Origin of the sequence: Paraburkholderia sp. J12, from assembly GCF_905220215.1 — a bacterium.
Lineage (GTDB): Bacteria > Pseudomonadota > Gammaproteobacteria > Burkholderiales > Burkholderiaceae > Paraburkholderia.
On the sequence record NZ_CAJMZC010000005.1, the window covers coordinates 284,481 to 301,656 of the forward strand.

The 17,176-nt window shown below is 63.0% G+C and carries 15 protein-coding genes; 9 read left to right on the forward strand and 6 right to left on the reverse strand.

Annotated elements, in window-relative coordinates; all coding sequences use genetic code 11:
- Nucleotides 1-57 precede the first annotated feature (57 nt).
- The gene (locus U5760_RS14325; RefSeq protein WP_322012606.1) at nt 58-885 is read left to right on the forward strand and encodes a class I SAM-dependent methyltransferase; all 828 of its coding nucleotides are present in this window, start codon (nt 58-60) and stop codon (nt 883-885) included.
- Between the two features lie 344 nt (nt 886-1,229).
- On the opposite strand, the gene U5760_RS14330 is transcribed toward U5760_RS14325, so the two are convergent.
- The 4 genes from U5760_RS14330 to U5760_RS14345 form a co-directional block, all read right to left on the reverse strand.
- A complete protein-coding gene (locus U5760_RS14330; RefSeq protein WP_322012608.1) occupies nt 1,230-1,745 on the reverse strand; it encodes a GNAT family N-acetyltransferase in 516 nt (171 codons plus the stop codon).
- Nucleotides 1,746-2,002: 257 nt separating this feature from the next.
- A complete protein-coding gene (locus tag U5760_RS14335) occupies nt 2,003-2,626 on the reverse strand; it encodes a GNAT family N-acetyltransferase (RefSeq protein ID WP_322012610.1) in 624 nt (207 codons plus the stop codon).
- 352 nt (nt 2,627-2,978) lie between these two features.
- Nucleotides 2,979-3,305: a hypothetical protein gene (locus tag U5760_RS14340; RefSeq protein ID WP_322012612.1), complete on the reverse strand. Its 327-nt coding sequence runs from the start codon at nt 3,303-3,305 to the stop codon at nt 2,979-2,981.
- A gap of 113 nt (nt 3,306-3,418) precedes the next feature.
- Nucleotides 3,419-4,582 carry an FUSC family protein gene (locus tag U5760_RS14345; protein WP_322012613.1) on the reverse strand — a complete coding sequence of 388 codons (1,164 nt, stop codon included), beginning with the start codon at nt 4,580-4,582 and terminating at the stop codon, nt 3,419-3,421.
- Between the two features lie 91 nt (nt 4,583-4,673).
- On the opposite strand from U5760_RS14345, the gene U5760_RS14350 reads away from it, so the two are divergent.
- Complete coding sequence (locus tag U5760_RS14350) at nt 4,674-5,243, forward strand: hypothetical protein (RefSeq protein ID WP_322012614.1); 570 nt, start codon at nt 4,674-4,676, stop codon at nt 5,241-5,243.
- A gap of 26 nt (nt 5,244-5,269) precedes the next feature.
- Here the strand turns inward: U5760_RS14350 and U5760_RS14355 are convergent, their stop codons facing one another.
- Nucleotides 5,270-6,058 (reverse strand): helix-turn-helix transcriptional regulator, encoded by a 789-nt coding sequence (locus U5760_RS14355; RefSeq protein WP_322012616.1) that lies wholly within the window; start codon nt 6,056-6,058, stop codon nt 5,270-5,272.
- Nucleotides 6,059-6,247: 189 nt separating this feature from the next.
- Between U5760_RS14355 and U5760_RS14360 the strand changes: the two genes are divergently transcribed.
- From U5760_RS14360 to U5760_RS14380, 5 genes are all read left to right on the forward strand, one after another.
- Entirely contained in the window at nt 6,248-8,389 is a 2,142-nt protein-coding gene (locus U5760_RS14360) for a TonB-dependent siderophore receptor (protein WP_322012619.1), read from the forward strand.
- A gap of 7 nt (nt 8,390-8,396) precedes the next feature.
- Nucleotides 8,397-9,338: an iron-siderophore ABC transporter substrate-binding protein gene (locus U5760_RS14365; RefSeq protein WP_322012621.1), complete on the forward strand. Its 942-nt coding sequence runs from the start codon at nt 8,397-8,399 to the stop codon at nt 9,336-9,338.
- A complete protein-coding gene (fhuB, locus tag U5760_RS14370; protein WP_322012622.1) occupies nt 9,335-11,359 on the forward strand; it encodes a Fe(3+)-hydroxamate ABC transporter permease FhuB in 2,025 nt (674 codons plus the stop codon). Before U5760_RS14365 ends, fhuB begins: the two co-directional genes overlap by 4 nt.
- 124 nt (nt 11,360-11,483) lie before the next feature.
- Complete coding sequence (locus tag U5760_RS14375) at nt 11,484-13,166, forward strand: cyclic peptide export ABC transporter (protein ID WP_322012624.1); 1,683 nt, start codon at nt 11,484-11,486, stop codon at nt 13,164-13,166.
- Nucleotides 13,167-13,173: 7 nt separating this feature from the next.
- Nucleotides 13,174-14,025: an ATP-binding cassette domain-containing protein gene (locus tag U5760_RS14380; protein ID WP_322012626.1), complete on the forward strand. Its 852-nt coding sequence runs from the start codon at nt 13,174-13,176 to the stop codon at nt 14,023-14,025.
- Nucleotides 14,026-14,137: 112 nt separating this feature from the next.
- Here U5760_RS14380 and U5760_RS14385 read toward each other — a convergent pair whose 3' ends face one another.
- Entirely contained in the window at nt 14,138-14,356 is a 219-nt protein-coding gene (locus U5760_RS14385) for a YdcH family protein (protein ID WP_322012628.1), read from the reverse strand.
- A gap of 247 nt (nt 14,357-14,603) precedes the next feature.
- On the opposite strand from U5760_RS14385, the gene U5760_RS14390 reads away from it, so the two are divergent.
- A complete protein-coding gene (locus U5760_RS14390) occupies nt 14,604-16,220 on the forward strand; it encodes a CHAD domain-containing protein (RefSeq protein ID WP_322012630.1) in 1,617 nt (538 codons plus the stop codon).
- A gap of 71 nt (nt 16,221-16,291) precedes the next feature.
- Entirely contained in the window at nt 16,292-17,167 is an 876-nt protein-coding gene (locus tag U5760_RS14395; protein WP_322012632.1) for a TOBE domain-containing protein, read from the forward strand.
- The last annotated feature ends 9 nt before the right edge of the window (nt 17,168-17,176 follow it).

Below are 17,176 nucleotides of genomic sequence, written 5' to 3' on the forward strand. Positions count from 1 at the left end.
TGAAGATAACAAAGCCTTGAAGTAAAACCGCAACCTAAACGATCCGGTCACGCAAGCATGACTTCCGACGCAGAAGCCTATTTGAAAGATTTCCATCAGCGCCGAGTTGGAACAACACGCAGGGCTTTCGCCACCTATGCTGCGCGATCCGCACAGGCGGAATACTTGTCGTCTTATCACGCGCTAGCAGAACGGGTGCCGAATGATGCGATGCCCCGAACCATCGTTGATCTGGCATGTGGCGATGGGCCCCTGCTGGAGATTCTGAACGACAGGGGCAACTCAGCGACAAAATTGATCGGCATTGACATCAGCAATGGCGAGTTGGCTGCCGCTAGGGCAGTGCTGTCGCCGAATGTCAGGTTGATCAATGAACGCGCGCAAGCGTTGTCGCTTGAAACCGGATCTGCGGACTACGTGCTGTCGCACATGGCCCTGATGTTGATGGACGACATTGAGCAGGTCATGGGTGAAATTCACCGCGTCTTGCGTAAGGGCGGCAAATTTGTCGCTATCGTTGGCCGAGCCTTTCTGCTGGGCGAAGTCGGGGAGGTGTTCCTCAACGTGTTTAGACCTATTGGGAAGGCGCACCTGGCGCAGATACGTTTCGGTGATTCGCGTACGCGCAGCGAAGACGGTTGGAGGGAACTTCTTCAGCATGGGTTCTCAGACATCACGTTTGAAGACATTGACGTCGACTGGTTGCCGACTCCAGAGCAGTTGTGGCAGAGCATGCTGGAAACCTACGATACCGACAGGATGCCGGAAGCTGGACGTGAGCAATTCAAGCGCGAATTGTTGACGGCGGTTACACCCATGCAGCGTGAAGACGGCAAGTTAAAGACTGGATGGGCGCTGCGTCTTGTTCACGCGAGTGCAGAGTAACGGGCGAGCACACCCTGCCAATCACCCTGGGCATGCATGGTAAGTGACCGTTATCGGCTAACGGGACGGGACGCCAGGGTTGAAGCGAAAGCAGCCCTTTGCCAACCGGGAGAGCGTCTGAACGTCCGCTTTCCACGTATTCCACTGTCGCTTGTGGGTCGTCCTGAACCTACCGCCGTCGGGCTCCGTACGGCCGCGGCTGTGTGAAAACGCAGGCCAAATGGTCCATTCGAGAAACTCGACCGTTCAGATCGCGCTGTATTGGCTTGGTAAAGCGACACCCGAAAACCGGGGAATTTCGCGTTTTCACACAGCCTCGGCCGAAGCGCGTCCTTGCAACGATCTCAATCAGATACGGCAGTCACCTTTTGCAGATCGCGCTTCATGTAGCGAACCCACCCAATTCTTCCTTTGTCCCGGGTTCCCGAGTCCACCCAGCCGGCTTTTGCGTATGAACGGCGCCCGACCTCATTCTCCTCGTCGACTGAAAGCATGATGGACGTGGTGTCGGGCCAGTGGGTCGAAAACCACTCCGGCAGATACTGGAGCGCTGCTGTTCCAATACCCAAACCTTGGAAGTGTAGGTCGATACGTAGGGCCGAGATGACGGCCGCTCCCGTTGACGCCCAGCCTGGGTTAGCGGTTTGCCTCTTCAGAACGAGAAAACCGGCAATTTCGTCCCCATTGAAGATAGCCAGACCTTGGACGTCGCCAGTCAGATCGGAAATGCAGGCCTCGATTGCACGTCGAATCGGCCCTGCATATTCAATCTGTTGATCGGAAACCTTCAGGTTTTCAACGCCGACTTTCTGTACTGGGCTTAACTCCTCCCATCGGACGATGCGGATTACATGAGCCATTGTTTTTTCAGCCAGGAAAACGCGAAAATTAGTATGGGATAACCTGCCGCATTCTACCGGCCGTCCTCGGCGGGCGCATTGTCAGCGATGTGGCGGCCGAGGTCGAGTGACCGCAACTTGCCGGCTACCGCCCCACGCCCGAATGTGGTAATCGCCTCGGGTATGGTCGCCATGCAAAAGGCATATCCCAACCCGTTTCTGCCTTTCGAGCACGCTCAGAGCGGTCGCTCAAACCGTCAGAGTAATCGTTCTGACAATCAGCGACCGCTCGTCCATTCCATCCTTTGCACGTTGATGCCAGGCTGACTCTCCAACGGCTCCCATTCTGGCAAGAATGTGAAGCCGTGCCGACGATATAGTCCTACAGCGTCGGCGTTGTCTGGGGCGACGCTCAACACGATTCTCCGATGTCCGCGTTCAATCGCGCGCGCCTGGATTGCATTGACCAATCGACCTGCGATTCCCATGCCTCGACGCATCGGGTGAACCCACATGGCAATCAGGTTGTATTCGCCGGAGGGGTTTAGGGAATCGCCGATAAGACCGACTGCTTGACCTTTCTCCACGGCAACCAAGAATTGCGGCTGCGTCTGATGTGAAGCACGGTCGCGCCATTGTTGTTCGCTATACGTGGCCGCAGTCGCGTAGCTCAACCCGAACGAAGTCGGGCTGTCCTGCAGCGCGGCAAGGCGAACTGTCTTCAAAATTTCCCAATCATCTTCGTTGGTTGGGCGAATCAGTACAGGCCTCGATTCTTTCGCCATAACGATCCCCGGCGTGAAAACAAATTGTTTTGCGACCATCTCAGCGGATGAATTGTCGGCGATCTGGACGGTGGAGTCGAATGGCGGTTCATGGCCGAACTCGGCGCAGGCTACCACTGCCGCCGACGTTCTAGACCACGCAGTCCTCTTGTCGACTCGCTTAGGACAATCGACTTCCCCAAAACGGACCGTTCAATGCTCACGGTGATCGCCGACTCTGGCGGCTAGGTTAGACGTGTGCTCGCGGTTCTCCGATTCCTGTTAGCCGGCTCTCGTCTGAATCGTCCAAAGCAATACCTTGATAAGGCTTTAGACGATTAGGTACGGATGTTATGGCGGGTATCTTTTGTCAATGGCATCACGCAATGCGCAACACGAACAATCATCTGCGGGGCGTTGCGAGAAATAAACGGTCGCTGTCCGTAAGGACAGCGACCTGTGCGTCTTGTTTTGATTGCGGTGATCGCCGTTATTGGTCAGCCGGCGACACCGTAGATGGGGTCGCCAACGTATTGTTGGTCTTGGGCGGACGCGGCGGCGGCGTCGAGCCATTGTTCATGCCTGGCTGCAGGGTCGAATTCGGCGACTGGGCGCCCATGCCGCTTTCCGAGTTGGTGGCGCCAGGCATGCCGTAGCCGCCGTTCGAGTCGTTCATCTGGGTCGCCGCTGGCGAGGCCGTGCTGCCGGAACTCGACGAACCGTTGCCGTTCGCGCCTCCACCCGTCTGCGCGTAAGCGCTGCCTGCCAACGTAAGCGCGGCGAGGGCCGCGACGAATAGGCTGCTTGCCTTGTTCATGATCCGCTCCTCATTGATTGGGCTGGAATATCGACGCAGACGAATCTCGTCTGCTTGATCGTGAATTGCGCAATCAGCGTGCCGCGCGCGAATCGTCCGTAGCGCAGCGGCCCTTAGCGATTTGCCTCGTTCGTCGTGTGTGGCGCATGCAGCCTGCTGGTTGCGAACATGGCCACTGCCAGCACGACGATGCCGGTGAGAATGCCGGATAGCCGCAGCAATGCGGGCTGCGGATCGGCCGACCAGCGATGGTCCTGGACAAAGACCATGATGAACGCGATCGTGAATTGCCGGCCGACGTAGCCTGCGCCTTCACGCCCCGTCTGCACGTGACATCCCACCCAGACGCCAAGGCAGAGCGCGAGGGTGCAGAGAATCGCTTGTCCCTGCATGAGCGGCAGTAGCGCCACGCCGATCGCACCGGCCAGCAGGCAGCCGGCGAAGCGCTGCACCATTTTTTCCATGATCGGTTGGTGGGTTCTGTCCGCAGCCAGGCCCGGCGGCAGGATCAATACCGCGATCGCCGTGACCATCGCCTGCGCAAAGCCGGGTAGATGCAAAATATAGGTGAGGGCCGCAAGGACGACGATGGCCAGCGCACCCTGCAAGCCCAGCAGACGGCGGATCGGACGCAGCGTTTGTGAGGATGGCGAAGGAAGTGACGCCGAGGACGCTGCGGCCGCGGCGGAAGTTGCAGATCCCGATGTCGGCAGGATCTTCCTGTACCCCATCGGCGCGAAGTGAAATGCGCTTGCCACCAGCAGGCACGCGAGCGTACCCACGGCGACTTCGGCCACGCGCAGCGCGGCAAACACGGCGGTCGCCCGAAACGACATGAGCGCATGCGCTTCGTAGGTGACCATCAGCGCCGTCACGCCGCCCAGAACCCAGGCGTAACCGGCCCGGGACCCATTGGCGTAATAGATCGCGACGCCGCCTGTCGCGCCGAGCGTGGGCACGAAGAGCCACGGACGGTCGCCTATCCACGGGCCGATCAGCGTTCCGAGCGCGGCGCCGATCAGTGTGCCGATCATGCGATGTGTCGCGCGCTGCACGGACCCGGAGAAGCTCGTTTGCATGACTGCGAAACCGCTGATGGCCGCCCACCATGTGTCCGAGAGATGCAAGGCGTGGGCGAGCGCGACGGCCAGTGCGACCGAGAGCATTGCCTCGGTCCCGAATGTCATGCGGGCCTTGGAGGGTTGTGTGGTCAGTTCGCGGCGGAGTGCGCCGAGCGTCGTTTTGCAGAGGTGAAGCAGGGTTTCGGCGAGCGTCATTCGGGGCTCCTGTACCCATGAGATACTACGGCGCAATCTTAACGGGCTTCATGAATCGCTTCCTGCATCCCGCAGCGCGAAGGTTTGCACAATGTCCTTAACCACCGGCGAGATGACCATGTGGCACCTCGTACAACGCTACACGGGGCGCGTGGGGTATCAACGCGGCTTGAAGTCGGAGGGACTCTCGGCCGACCCGCCGGTCATCGACTGCTCGGGATGGACCCGTCTGCTTCTCACGAGCGCGATGCAGGCGGAGAACGAGTCCGCCGGCCGTGCAGTGTTTGGGGCCGACGTTGTGGCTGCCTTGCAGGTGTGGTCGGACCGGATCATCGAGGAGATCGCGACCCGCACAGGGTTCATTCTCGAAGGGCGCGAGATCACAACCCTCAACCTGCCGCGTTGTGCCACCCTTGGGCTGAAAATGGGAGAACCGCGCTGGGCAAGTAATCATCCCCGGCCGCGCGGCATCACGCACATCGTTCAGGTTGTTCGTCATCCTGAGGATAATGCGTCGTTTGTCTCCGAGTCCTTCGGCGGTTCCGTGCCGCCGGGCATCCGTCTCACGCCGCTCGAGGCGTGGCTTGCCCTTTCGCAGCGGCATCTCGACGCCGGGGAAGTCTGGGCCGTCGATCCGTTCCTGCTGGCATCAAAATCCTGACCGCTGGCCCCGCCTCCATCCGGCGACTAGCTGCTGGACGACATATATTGCTGAGGCGACGCGCCAAACAGCCGCCGAAACATCACAGTGAAGGCACTTGGCGTGCTGTACCCCAGCCCGAGCGCGACCTCCGTGACCGCGGCACCCAAGGCGAGCCGCGTCGTCGCCTCGGCGGCGCGCATGTGCTGGCGCCAGTGCCCGAAGCTCATCCCCGTTTCCTCCTTGAAATGTCTTGCCAGCGTTCTGCCGCTGGTGCCGATTTCGTCTGCCCAGCGATCGAGCGTGTAGTCGGTGGAGGGCTCGGTCATCATGTGCTCGCAGATGGCGAGGAGTCGCGCATCGCGTGGCAGCGGCAGTCCTTCCTCTCCCAGCAACGGCGCTTCTTCAAGCAGTTTGAGCAGGAAGGGCACGGCCAGCGCCGTGCGGCTGCCCGGCGCGTAATCCAGACCGTCGGGGAGCATCCCCTTGAGCAGTTCGCGCAACAGCGGCTCGACGGGCAGGACCTTGCCTTTCGTCCAGAGCCATCCGGTCGTGCCCGGCTCGACGTTCACCGTACATAAATGGAGGCTGCCGACCGCGTGCAACTCGTGGTCGATGAAAGACGGCAGCCACAGCCCGCGCGAAGGCGGCAACGTCCACGTTCTGCTGGGCGTGAGCACCCGCACCACGCCGCGCAGCGGGACGATCAGATGGCCGTGCTCATGCTGATGCCATAACTCGCGCTCGCCGTCGTGGTAGGTAATCGCGCGCACGGTCACCTGGCGTGAAAGTTGTCGGCGCTGGTGCGGGTAGCGCTTGAGCAGAAATTCCTTCATGGGACCTCAGGGGGCAGCCGTTTAGATTCGGCCAGAAGTTGGCAAAAACTAAACAAATGTTGTCAACCTGTGTGAAATGGTAGCCGGTATGATCCTTCTGATCAACTGATTGAGAAGAATAGTGCGAATGCTAATGCAAACGCTTATCATTTAAACAATGCTGGTGAAGGTATAGAAAGGCTACACAAGATGAAAATCGGGGATTTTTCCAACCCGCTCCGACTGAGCGTGATCGCTGCTTTGCTGGGAAGCAGCGTGCTGCGGGCCTACGCGGCCGACTCGACCGATGCCGGCGCAACGGCCGCGTCAGGCGGAACCGTTCTTCCGGCCGTCAAGGTGCAATCCGCCGCCATTGAAGACCCGCAGGGGCCCGGCGTGGGCTACGTCGCGAAGCGCAGCACGACGGGTTCGAAAACCGACTCCGCAGTCATCGACAATCCCCAGTCTATCTCCACGGTCACGCGCCAGCAGATGGACGATCAGGGCGTGCAGACCGTCGATCAGGCGCTGCGCTACACCGCGGGCGTCTACACGCAGGACGGCACCGATGTGCGCTTCGATCAGTTGCGCGCTCGCGGATTCGATATGGACTCCTATATGGACGGTCTCGCGCTGTTCCAGTCGCCGCGCTTTGCGACGCCGCGTATCGATCCGTATCTGATGGACCGCATCGACGTGCTGTTCGGGCCGTCCTCGGTGCTGTACGGCCAGGGCAACCCCGGCGGCATGGTGAACTATCTGAGCAAGCTGCCGACCGAAACGCCGTATCACGAAGTCGAAGCGGTCATCGGCAATCACAATAACTATCAGCTCGGCTTCGATTTGAGCGGCCCGCTCAACCAGGACGGCACCGTGCTGTATCGCGTGACCGGGATCGGGCGCGACGCGGAAACGCAGGTCAGCGACATCAAGGATCAACGCATCGCGATCGCACCGTCGATCACGATCAAGCCCGATCATCAGACCAGCCTGACGCTGCAAGCCGGCTATCAGCGCGATCCGAACGGCGGCCTCTTCAATCCGGTCCCCGCGAGCGGAACGATCTGGAGCAATCCGAACGGCGAGCTCGGTCCCGACAAATACTTCGGTAACCCGAACACTGACGGCATGCATCGCACCCAGTACTGGTTCGGCTATCAGTTCGAGCATGCGTTCAACGATACGTGGAGCGTGTCGCAGAATCTGCGTTACCTGCATATCGACGAGCGCTACTACCAGACCTCGGTGACGAGCCCGCTCACGAATAACGACACGGCCTACATGTGGGGCAATGTCGACAACGAGCACTGGAGCCAGTTCCAGGTCGACACGCACGCACAGGCGAAGTTCGCAACCGGCCCGATCGACCACACCGTGCTGTTCGGCGTGGATTATCGTCGCGTACTGGGCGGCGACGATACGGGTGGCGGCGTGGTGGGAACGCTCAATCTCTACGACCCGGACTATGCGTCCCTCTCGACGATCACGCCGAATCAGCGCCTCGATTATTCGCTGAGCCAGATCGGCGTGTACGCGCAGGATGAAATGCGCTACCAGCGCTGGGTTTTCACGGTGGGCATCCGCGAGGACAATGCGAGCACCAACCAGCAGGCCGACGCCGCGGTGACGCACGCCAACGATCACGCCTTCACCTGGCGAGCCGGTCTTGCCTACGAGTTCGAAAACGGCATCGTGCCTTACGTGAGCTATGCGCGTTCGTTCGAGCCGGTGCTCGGTTCGACGGAGAACGGCTCGCCGTTCGTGCCGACCACCGGCAAGCAGGTCGAAATCGGCGTGCGCTATCAGCCGAAGGGTTATGCGGGCTACTTCCGCCTCTCCGCCTACGATCTGCGCCAGGACAACGTGGCGACGACCGATCCTTCCAATGCGAACTATCAGGTCCAGACAGGCCAGGTGCGCTCGCAAGGCATCGAAGCCGAAGCGCACGTGAACCTGACCGAAGAGCTCAAGCTGATCGCCTCGTATGCCTACCTCGACCAGCGCGTGACCGAAGACACGACCTATGAAGGCAAGCGTCCGACCATCGCCCCGCGTCACAACGCGGCACTGTGGGCCGACTACACGTTCCATGGCGGCCCGCTGCGTAACTTCGGCGTTGGCGGCGGCGTGCGCTACATGAGCAGTACGGAAGGCGACAACGCGAATACCTTCCAGGTGCCCGCACGCACGCTGGTCGATCTTGCGTTCCACTACGACTGGCAGGACTGGAGACTTGGCTTGAACATCAACAACCTGTTCAACCATGAATACATTTCGTATTGCACGAACACGTTCCTCTGCTACTGGGGCGCAACGCGTTCCATCGTAGGTTCGGCACGTTATACGTGGTGATTGCGTCGTGAGAATCGCCGACACGATCGATTCAGGGCGCCGCCGTGCACTCGCGAGGCTGGCAGCGTGCATGGCGGCGCCCGCTTGCCTGCTACCGCCGTGGCATGCCGCATTCGCAGGCGACGTTGCGCACGCAACAGTCGGTGCGCCGCGCCGCATCGTCGTGCTCGATTGGGACCTCACGGAGATCGTGCTGTCGCTCGGCCTCGTGCCGGTGGGCGTTGCACGGCCGGTCTGGTACACGCAGCTCGACGGCGATCCGCCGTTGCCCAGCGGGGTGGTCGATACGGGGCTGCTGTATCAGCCGAACTTCGAGGTCCTGCAACGGCTTGCGCCCGATCTGATCGTCATCACCGCGTGGCATGCCATGCTGCGCCCGATGCTCGAGCGCATCGCACCGACACTCACCATCACGATGTTCACGCCCGGTGTGGACGCCTATACGAACATGCGCGCGCAGACGCGCCACCTGGCAGGCGCGCTCGGTCGTGCGCAGCAGGCCGAGGCGCTGCTGAGTCGTCTCGACGATGTCGTGGCGGCCAACGCAAAGCGTTTGCAGGCGACCGGGGGCGGGCAACGGCCGCTCTACGCGGTCCGGCCCATCGACGCGCGGCATGTGACGGTCTACGGGCCGCAGGGGCTGTTCGGCGGCGTCATGCGCGAACTTGCCCTGACCAACGCCTGGCAGGGCGGGGCCGATGGCCAGGGTATCGCCGAAACCGACGTTGCAGCGCTCGCGCAGCGGCCCGATGCCAGCGCTGTGCTGGTCGGCATGCCGTCGCGCACTATCCCCCCAGAACTCGCGCAGAGCCCGCTCTGGCGCGCCCTGCCGTTCGTCAAGGACGGGCGCCTTTATCGGATCGGCAAGGCATCGGCGACCGGAGGCCCCGTATCGGCCATGCGCTTCGCGACGCAGCTTGCCGACGCATTGACCGGAGCCATGTCATGAGGCGGTTAGCCGATGAAGCGGCGATCGCAGCGACACGGCCTGCGTGTTCGTCAGACCGCCGGCCGTGGCGTCTCGCTGCCTGGCTGGCGCTCTTCGCTGCTTTGCTCGCAATGCATACGCTGAGCCGCCACCTCGCGCCCTCGCAATGGTTCGACGCCAATCCGGCAGCACCGGCCGTTGCGCTGCAGCGGCTGGTCGTGCAGTACGCCTGGTTGCCGCGGCTCGTGGTTTCTCTGGTCGCAGGCGGCGCGCTGGCGCTCGCCGGGACGCTGTTCCAGCAGGTGCTGCGCAATCCGCTTGCCGAGCCGATGACGCTTGGTGTTTCCGCGGGTGCAAGCCTGACCATGACCGTGGCCGCGATCTGGGCGCCCGCGCTGTTCGCGAGCCAGCGCTTTGGCATTGCGTTCGCGGGCGCGGCACTGGCCATGCTCGTTACCTTGAGCCTCACCTGGCGCAAGGGCTTCGCGCCGGTTCCCGTCGTGCTGGCGGGGATGATCGTCAATCTGTATTGCGGCGCGGTCGGCGTGATCCTGACGATCGCGCATGAGCGCACGCTCATCGCCGTGTTCATCTGGGGCGGAGGTTCGCTCAGCCAGAACGGCTGGGACAGCGTGCTGTGGCTGCTGCCGCGTGTAGCGGCCGGCGTGCTGTGCGCCGTGCTGCTGGTGAGGCCGCTCACGCTCTTCGCGTTGCCCGATGCAGGGGCGCGGCAACTCGGCCTGTCGCTCGCCTGCGTCCGGCCGCTTACCCTCGCCGTGGCGGTCGCGTTGGGTGCGTTCGTCACGAGCGCCGTCGGGGTGATCGGCTTTGTGGGGCTGGCGGGGCCGGTGCTTGCACGCCTGGCCGGCGCCCGGCGCCTGCGCGATCAGTTGCTCTGGGCGCCGCTGACCGGCGCAGCATTGCTTGCACTCACCGATCAGGCCGTGCAGTGCTTGCCTGGCATGGGCGGGGATCTGTTGCCCACCGGCGCGGCCACGGCCCTGCTCGGCGGTCCGCTGTTGCTGTGGCTTCTGCGCCGCTTGCCTGTCAATGGCGGCAGCAGCGTTGGCGCGCTTCTCTCCGAACCGGCCATTGCGCGGCGCAGGCTCGGGACCGTCGCGCCGCTCCTGCTGGTGATGCTCGAGTTGGCCGTTCTCGTCTCGCTCTGCTTCTCCAACACAACACAGGGATGGCATTGGAGCGGCGCTGACGAGTTGTCGAGCGTGGCGTTCTGGCGCGTGCCGCGCCTCGTGGCTTCCGCTTCGGCGGGCGTGATGCTCGCGATTGCCGGCACCGTGCTGCAAAGAACCAGTGGCAATCCTATGGCAAGTCCGGAGCTGCTCGGTGTGAGCGGCGGCGCCATGCTGGGCCTGTTCTGCGCGACGCTGGCGTGGGCTGCGCCCTCCGCAACCGGGCTGCTGGGCGCATCGCTCGCGGGTTCGTTGCTGGGCCTTGCGGCCATGATGCTGTTCGCACGCAGAAGCCGATTCGCGCCTGCCTCGATGCTGCTAGTCGGCGTAGCGCTGACCGGGTTGTCCCAATCGGTGATTGCGCTCGCAACGGCCAGCGGCGGAAGCTATGCCTTTCTGTTGCGCAGCCTGACGCTGGGCTCGACTTATCTGATTGGCCCGGGCATTGCCTCAGCGGCCGCCGTCTGGGCCGTGGCATCTGCCGTTGCAGCGGGCGTATGCGGCCGTTGGCTCACGATTTTGCCGCTGGGAGAGGGCGTAGCAGGCGCGTTGGGCGTCGGAGCCGGCCGCGCCCGATTCCTCTTGATGCTAGTGGCCGCCATGGCCACGGCGGGTGCGACGATTGTGGTGGGTCCGTTGTCGTTCGTCGGGTTGCTTGCGCCACATCTCGCGCGGTTGCTCGGCTTTCCGCGGGCGCGCGCCCAGTTGCTCGTCGCCGCGTTGATTGGCGCGCTGGTTATGGTGCTTGCCGATTGGGCGGGTCGCAACCTGATCTTCCCGCAGCAAATGCCAGCTGGATTGCTTGCCGCAATGATTGGAGGTCCTTATCTGTTGTGGCTGTTGAGACGTTGAGTGTCGGCGGCGAAGTCGCTGGATGGACTTCGCCGCCGACAACCTGAGTGGAAAAACAAAGAACGGCAATCCGCCATGGCCTCTTCAAACGGCGAGAGCGGCGAGATTGCCTCAGGAAATCCCCATGTCTATTTTTCTGTATCTCGTTCGTCATTCACGATGGATGCTCCTCACGGCACTGGTGACCAGTATCGTGAGCGGGCTGGGCAATGCCGGACTGATCGCGCTGATCAACGAGGCGCTTGGCGCATCGCGCGATCGTTTGATCGAACTCGGCTGGCGCTTTTTGCTGGTGGGCGCATGGGTGCTGGTCACACGCACGCTGTCGCAGACCCTCTTCATGTATCTCGGACAGCGTGCCAAGGCGACGCTGCGGATGTACGCGATCCGCCGCATTGGCGAAGCGTCCTATCGCGAACTCGAACGGCAGGGCGCAGCGAAAGCGCTAGCCGTTCTGACGCAGGATCTCGATACGATCGTCATTTTGTTTATCAGCCTGCCCACGCTTGCGATGCAGGGCGCCGTGATCGTGGGCTGTCTTGGCTATCTCGGCTATCTGTCCTGGGAAATCCTGCTGCTTGCGATACCCACTATCGGCGCGGGGGCGTTTGGCTTCTGGTTTGCTAATGGCCGGGCGATGTTTCATCTGCGTGCCTCGCGCCGCCGCGAAGACGATCTGATCAAGCAGTTTCGTGCCTTATTCGACGGCTCGAAGGAACTCAAGTTGCATCGCCTGCGCCGCGCGGCCTTTGTGGACGATACGCTGGCGACCAACGTCGAAGCCGTGCGCGTTCAACGTACGCGCGGCTACGTGCTTTACGCCGCTGCCGCGAGTTGGGGCAGCTTCATGTTGTTCGCGTTCATCGGCTGCACGTTGTTCGTGCTCAATCGCGTGTTTCCGGTCGGCCCGCATGTCATGGCCGGCTACGCGATGGTCTTTCTGTATATGATCATGCCGATCGAAGCCCTGCTCTCCGCGATCCCGAACGTGAGTTCGGCAAGAGTGGCGCTCGAGCGCATTCGGCAGTTCAGCGCCGATCTGCCCGTCGAAACGACGGATGCCGCGACATCGACCCATGCATTCGAACAGATCACGCTCGAAGGCGTCACGCATCACTATTTCCGCGAGAAGGAAAACGATGTGTTCACGCTCGGCCCCATCGATCTGTCGTTCAAGCCGGGCGAACTGGTTTATCTGATCGGCGGAAACGGTAGTGGCAAGACCACGCTGGCGAAGATGCTGGTGGGCCTCTATTCACCCGAGAAAGGCCGCATTCTGCTGAATGGCGAACCTGTTGCCGATACGAAACGCGACGATTATCGGCAGCTGTTTTCGGTGGTGTTCAGCGACTTTTTTCTGTTCGACAGCTTGCTGGGCATGCGGATCGACGGGCTGGATGAATCCGCGCAGACATTGCTCGAACAACTTCATCTCGATCACAAGGTTCGTGTCGCGGACGGCACGTTTTCGACACTCGACCTCTCGCAAGGGCAGCGCAAGCGGCTCGCGTTGCTGGTTGCCTACCTCGAAGACCGGCCGTTCTATCTGTTCGACGAATGGGCCGCCGATCAGGATCCGCTTTTCAAGGACGTTTTCTACAGAAAACTGCTGCCCGAGTTGAAAGCGAAAGGCAAGACCGTGGTTGTCATCACGCACGACGACCGCTATTTCCATCTGGCCGACCGCTATATCAAACTGGAATACGGGCAAATCGTGGAGACGGGCACAGGTGCCGACCTGCTCGCAAGCGGCAGCGCGGCCTTGCGTGCATCGTCCGTCGTCGAGATGTTTCGCGCCAGTCAATGAGTCTTCCATGAACATGAATGAAACGGAGTCCTTAAGTTTGAGCGCCCCGAACCGGGCGGGCACGACACCCGACCCGGATGCGAACGTATTGTTTTCGCTCGACCAGGTGTCTTTCGAAGTCGATGGCCGCGCGTTGCTCAAGCCGCTCACGCTGTCGGTGTCGAAGCACCGCATGTACGGTTTGATCGGCCACAACGGTTCCGGAAAATCGACGCTCCTGAAGCTGCTGGCGCGGCAGCTGCAGCCGGGCGCGGGCATGCTGAGCTTTGCAGGACGGCACCTCGCCGACTGGGATAACCGCGCCTTCGCGCGCAAGGTGGCCTATTTGCCGCAGCATCTGCCCGCCGCCGATGGCATGACGGTGCGTGAGCTCGTCGCTCTGGGGCGTTATCCCTGGCATGGCGCGCTGGGCCGCTTTTCGCAGGACGACGAACGCAAAGTGGCGGAGGCGATCGAGCAGACCGATCTCGCGCGCTACGCCGATCGCGCGGTCGATAGTCTTTCGGGCGGCGAGCGCCAGCGGGTGTGGCTGGCCATGCTGGTCGCGCAGGACAGCGAATGTCTGCTGCTCGACGAGCCCATTTCGGCACTCGATATTGCACACCAGATCGAGGTGCTTGGCCTCGTAAAGCGTTTGAGCGAGGAGAGGGGGCTCGGTGTCGTCGTCGTGCTGCACGACATCAATATGGCCGCCCGATTCTGCGATGAGCTCATCGCGTTGAAGGAGGGGAGACTGCTCGCGAGCGGGCCGACTGCACAGATGATGCATCCGCAAACGCTCACCGATATTTACGGCATCCCGATGACGACGCTGCCGCATCCGGGCGGTGGGGCGGCGCCGGTCAGCTTCGCGTTGTGATGAATCGTGCCGCCCTCGCGCACTAGCGCTTTGGGTGCGAACGCGTTCGCGCGCGCTCGACAGCGAACGCGCGCGGTTGAGGCACAACCGCAGTGCAACTGCAGCACCGCCTTCAGGCCTGCGAAGCCTTGACGAGAATGTGATACAGCGAGTCTTTGATCTGCAGTTTCTCTTTCTTCAGTTGCTCGATTGCCATGCCGTCGGCCGGCACGATACCGGCCTCCATGTTCTTGATCTGCTGGTCCAGCTCGTTGTGACGGTGGAAGAGCCGCGCAAAGTGGTCGTCTTCGGTCTTCAGCTGCGAGATCAGGTCTCTGAATTCTGGGAACACTCAATACTCCTTACAAAGCGCCGGATTGCCGACAATAAACGTAAGCATTCTTTCGCTGCCACCGATTTGCTGTCTTGATAATAGTCAAAGTGCATGAGGATAGGCGCCAGCCTGTGCACCTTTCTCGCGGCTGGGCACGCCCCGTCTCTGACAGGCCGTTGTATTATGAGGGTCAGTAGACTCTCGGTTGCCGTTTCGATTCCTCCCGTCACCTTGTTTCGTCCTCGGTTCGATCGCAGGAGCGTTCATGGTTCGTGTTCTCGAAATCGTGCTGGATATCGTGCTTCCCGCGCGTGCCGCGTCGGGAAAACATGCCCCGCGCGGCATGGCGGCGCCCGCCACGCTCGCCGCGGCATTCATTGATGCGCTGCCGCAACTCGGCACGGCGACAGTCGGCGGGGCGCGCGTGGTCACCACGCTGTTCGACCACGATACGTTGCTGGCCCACGACGGCTGGCGCATTGCCGTGGAGACGCGCGGCGACGTGAGCAAGGTCGCCGTGTTGCGCCGCCATGCCATGACACCGGGCATTCACGCGATCACGCCGATCTTCGAGGCCCCGCTCGACGCCGCTGACATTGCGGATTCGCTATTCGATGCCGCGCCCGAGCCGTTTCGCGAGGCACTGGCCGCGGCGGGCAAGCCGGCCCCGGTGGCGGGGTTGAGTGCCGTGCGTTATCGCTGGCCTTGGCGGCGCGACGGCATCGAGGCCGAGCTGGTGCTCGATGCGCAGTTGTGCGAAACAGCGTCGGCTTCCGGTTTGGCCCACGAGGGCCCTCGTCTGCACGAGTTGCGCGTGCGCGCGCCCTGGCCCGACGATGCGGATCCCGAGCCCATCGCCGATGCGCTGTTCGCCTGCGCCGATGCGCTGATCGATGCCGCGCCTGCCGACGCGCCCGCGTTCGTGCGCGTGACCGATGCCCTGGATCGAGCCGCGGCAGGCAACTTTGCCGGCGACATCGAAGCCGTGCACGCCGCGCCGGTCGACCTGGCCGGCGCGCATACGGATGCTGCCGCGCTCGTCGCCATCGGCCGCAACATCAGCGCGCAATGGTTCGGCAACGACGCGGGCGTGCGCGATTCGCCGAAGACGGAGTTCATTCACCAGATGCGCGTCTCGCAGCGACGCCTGCGCACGGCGATGCGCATCTTCTCGCGTTGGCAGGACCAAACCTGGAGCACGCAGATCAAGCCCGATCTGAAGTGGCTGGGGGACTTGCTGGGCGAGGCGCGCGACCGCGATGTCTTCGTGGAATCGACGCTGCCGGTGCTCGCCGCCGCCGACACGGAGCCGCAGCGCTGGGAGGCCGTGCGCGAAGCGGCGGACAAGACACGGCTTGCGGCGCGCGCACGCGTGCGCGATGCGCTGCGTTCGCCGCGTTATGCGCATGTCGCTCTGGCGTGGTTGCGCTGGCTGGCCACATTGGCCGCTCGCGCACGCGGCGAGACGGCGGGCGCGGGGCCCGGCGAAGCGCCGCGCCCACTCCACGAGCAGGCGCAAAAGCGTGTGCGGCGCTATTACAGGCACCTCGCGGAGACGCCCAGGCTCACCGTCATCGACGAAGCCAGCCGGCATCAGGCGCGCATCAATGCGAAGTACCTGCGCTACACGCTGGAGTTCTTCGCGCCCATCGCCTCGCGCCGCACGCGCACGGAAACGGCGCGTACGCTCGCGCGGCTGCAGTCCGTGCTGGGCGACGGCAACGACGCGGCCGTGGCCTTGGGTTTTATCGAGGCGATGGCCGTCGATCCCTATCTGCTCGGTTTCGCGCGCGGCTGGTGCGAGGCCGTCAAGCGAGCCACGGCGAAGGAGGGCGAGCGGCTGTTGCGCGAATTGCCCAAGCCGAAAGTTTCGGGCGATTGAGGTCGTAACGGCGGTCGGCGCAGCGTGCGTCTCTATAATCGAACGCCCTGACTCTGGCGTCCTTTTCCGCGATGAACCCTTCTTCTTCCGATGCGCTGCCGGCCGGGGCGACGCCTCCCGAACTCGGCATGGGCGGCGCGCTCTGGTTTCAGTCCGGCCAGCAGATGTTGGGCGGCGCCACGCGCATTGGCCTGCTTGCCGCGATCCGCGAAACCGGCTCGATCACCGGTGCCGCGAAGGCGGTCGGCATGAGCTACAAGGGCGCGTGGGACGCCATCGATGCGATGAACAACCTTGCGGGCGAGCCGCTCGTGGTGCGCGCCGCCGGCGGCAAGGGCGGCGGCGGCACGACGCTCACGGCGCGCGCGCTGCGTCTCATCGAGACCTGGCATGCCATCGAACGCGAGCATCGGCGTTTTCTGGAGCGGGCGGCCGCTGCCGCGGCCGCGCTCGGCGGCGAGCATGCCGCGGGTCGGCTCGACAGCGATCTGGCGCTTCTCGGCCGCTTTAGCCTGCGCACCAGCGCGCGCAATTATCTCTACGGCAGGGTGGCGCGAATCGAGCGCGGCGCAGTGAACGACGAGGTGTCCCTTGCGCTGCCAGGCGGTCAGACAGTCGTGGCCGTGGTGACGCGTGAAAGCACCGAATCGCTCGGGCTCACCGAAGGCGCGGCGGCGGTGGCGCTCGTGAAGGCTTCGTCGGTGGTGCTGGTGGCGGGCGATCCGGAGGCGGCGGCTCGGCTTTCGGTGCGCAACCGCCTTGGCGGGACGATCGACGAGGTGCGGCGCGGGGCCGTGAATGCGGAGGTGACGCTTGCGCTGCCGGGCGGCACGGTGATCGCGGCGGTGGTGACGGATGCCAGCGTGGACGCACTGGGTCTCGTCGCCGGAGCGCCGGCCACGGCCGTCTTCAAGGCTTCGAGCGTGCTGCTGGGTGTGAGCGGCTGAGCGCCGCGA

Bases quoted from the DNA above. Each gene is read 5' to 3' on its own strand.
- U5760_RS14390 (WP_322012630.1), top strand. From the start codon at position 14,604: ATGGTTCGTGTTCTCGAAATCGTGCTGGATATCGTGCTTCCCGCGCGT.
- U5760_RS14355 (WP_322012616.1), bottom strand. From the start codon at position 6,058: ATGAAGGAATTTCTGCTCAAGCGCTACCCGCACCAGCGCCGACAACTT.
- U5760_RS14380 (WP_322012626.1), top strand. From the start codon at position 13,174: ATGAACATGAATGAAACGGAGTCCTTAAGTTTGAGCGCCCCGAACCGG.
- U5760_RS14340 (WP_322012612.1), bottom strand. From the start codon at position 3,305: ATGAACAAGGCAAGCAGCCTATTCGTCGCGGCCCTCGCCGCGCTTACG.
- U5760_RS14395 (WP_322012632.1), top strand. From the start codon at position 16,292: ATGAACCCTTCTTCTTCCGATGCGCTGCCGGCCGGGGCGACGCCTCCC.
- U5760_RS14375 (WP_322012624.1), top strand. From the start codon at position 11,484: ATGTCTATTTTTCTGTATCTCGTTCGTCATTCACGATGGATGCTCCTC.
- U5760_RS14325 (WP_322012606.1), top strand. From the start codon at position 58: ATGACTTCCGACGCAGAAGCCTATTTGAAAGATTTCCATCAGCGCCGA.
- U5760_RS14330 (WP_322012608.1), bottom strand. From the start codon at position 1,745: ATGGCTCATGTAATCCGCATCGTCCGATGGGAGGAGTTAAGCCCAGTA.
- U5760_RS14360 (WP_322012619.1), top strand. From the start codon at position 6,248: ATGAAAATCGGGGATTTTTCCAACCCGCTCCGACTGAGCGTGATCGCT.
- fhuB (WP_322012622.1), top strand. From the start codon at position 9,335: ATGAGGCGGTTAGCCGATGAAGCGGCGATCGCAGCGACACGGCCTGCG.
- U5760_RS14350 (WP_322012614.1), top strand. From the start codon at position 4,674: ATGTCCTTAACCACCGGCGAGATGACCATGTGGCACCTCGTACAACGC.
- U5760_RS14345 (WP_322012613.1), bottom strand. From the start codon at position 4,582: ATGACGCTCGCCGAAACCCTGCTTCACCTCTGCAAAACGACGCTCGGC.